Annotated in this window: 1 protein-coding gene and 1 pseudogene; one reads left to right on the plus strand and one right to left on the minus strand. The window is 56.4% G+C overall.

Translation table 11 applies throughout. The annotated features are described in order from the left end of the window. Positions 1–645 (plus strand): LysR substrate-binding domain-containing protein (locus KBI52_RS01725; protein WP_210804909.1); only part of this gene is annotated, 645 nt, incomplete at its 5' end. Positions 646–1,168: 523 nt separating this feature from the next. On the opposite strand, the pseudogene pgi reads toward KBI52_RS01725, so the two are convergent. Next, positions 1,169–1,954, minus strand: a pseudogene (gene pgi, locus KBI52_RS01730) (glucose-6-phosphate isomerase); the annotation flags it as partial.

Genomic DNA, 1,954 nt, shown 5'->3' on the forward strand with positions numbered 1-1,954 from the left:
TTCGCGCAGGCACTCCGGGAGCAAACAGCCGGTTCGCTGCGGATTGCTGCGATGCCAGCACTTGCCGGAAGTATCCTGACCCGGTTCGCCGCCCAGTTTTCCACCAGCAGGCCGGGTGTCCATATCTCAATCAGCGGAGTGCCGTCTCACCTCGTGATTGACGCGGTCGCAAGTGGTCAGGCTGATTTCGGATATGCTGATGGTCCGCTTGACCGGATGGGGATGGAGACCGAGGCTATTCCGGTGGCTGCGGTCGCGATCATGCCAAAAGATCACCGTCTGGCGCGGCATGACTGCATCACGCCGGCTGACCTTGAGGGTGAGCGTTTCGTAGGGGTCGGTCGGGGCACCCTCTTCCGATCCAGGATCGACACGGCTCTTGCAGGAATCCCACGAACCGTTTCGCTCGAAACGCCTCTATCCCACATCGCCTGTCTTCTTGTGGCTGAGGGGGGCGGCATCAGCCTCGTGGATCCCTATTCGGCAGCGGAATTTTTCGACAAGGGCATCGTTGCGAAACCGTTCGCCCCCTTCATCGACGCTGGGTTCGTTGGCCTACGCTCGCCCCAGCACCCAGCTTCGGCATTGGCAACAACGTTCATGCGCGGATTTCGACAGTATGTTGGCAGTTGGACGCCGTCATGATGCTACTACGCAGCATGCTTACGTCCTAAGCTTGAAGGGTCCGACGCCGCATGATCGAAAGTCGAAGCGCAGCTCGAGCTCGGTTCAGAATGCGATGCAGTGCAATGTCAGTAAAAGTCTGCTCAAGCAAGATTCATGTAATGCGAGACAGAAATTCCAGGTCTGCAGAACGGTGGGATCAAAGAGTTTGGTAGCACCAAGATCCCAGGGATGAACACATTCGGACATTGCTCAGTGCTGGCAATTTAACTTTGCGCTTACAGAGGCACCTCGCTGAACATTCTTATAGAACCTAGACTCATGTGGTACAGAACCACAGCTTACTTTGGGGAATGAATGTTTCCTTCCAAGCTGCCGGATAAAGACATTGTTTTTGGAGTTTATGGCGCGGGAGCGGAGAGATGATACTCTGACTTCTAGCTAGACTGATGATCTTTCCAAAGACAACAGTGTTGAGAAAGTGTAATAGGCGACGTATCAGCACGCCGCCTCCCAATGTACGAGCAAGGTGAGTGCGACGGCCCTAGTGTGCCTCCCGAGTGCTCCTGATGTAGTTTATCAGCGCATTCGTCGAGCTGTCGTGTGCTGTCACTTCCTTAACTGCTCGCAACTCCGGTAGGATCCGGGAAGCCAATTTTTTACCAAGCTCGACTCCCCATTGGTCAAAGCTGTTGATCCTCCAGATAATGCCTTGGACGAAGATCTTGTGTTCATAGAGGGCGATCAGCGAGCCGAGACGATGCGGCGTCAGCTTCCGGTAGAGGAGCGATGTCGTCGGCCTGTTGCCCTCAAAGATCTTGTGGGGGAGGAGCGCCTCAAGGGCGGTCTCAGACAGCCCCTTCTTTGCTAGCTCCGCCCTCGCCTCTCCCTCAGTCTTGCCGAAAGCGAGCGCCTCCGTTTGAGCTAGGACATTGGCGAGCAGCTTATCATGGTGGTCTCCCAACGGCGTCTGGCTTTCCACGGCAGCGAGAAAGTCTGCTGGGATTAGCTCCGTGCCCTGATGGAGAAGCTGGAAAAACGCATGCTGGCCATTGGTGCCCGGCTCGCCCCAGATCACCGGCCCGGTACAATAATCCACATGGCGGCTATCCCGTCGCGTGGACTTGCCGTTGCTCTCCATATCGCCCTGCTGGAGGTAAGCGGCAAAGCGGTGCAGATGCTGATCGTATGGCAGCAAGGCCCGTGTCGGGGCATCGAGAAAATTGCGGTACCAGATGCCGAGGAGGCCCATGATCACGGGGGCGTTGTCATGTCTGGATGGCGCCCGTTTGGCAATGTGCTTATTGATGATGCTTGGGCCTAGCGGGGC

It is taken from the genome of Microvirga sp. HBU67558 (assembly GCF_018069605.1).
GTDB classification, from domain to species: Bacteria; Pseudomonadota; Alphaproteobacteria; order Rhizobiales; family Beijerinckiaceae; genus Microvirga; species Microvirga terrae.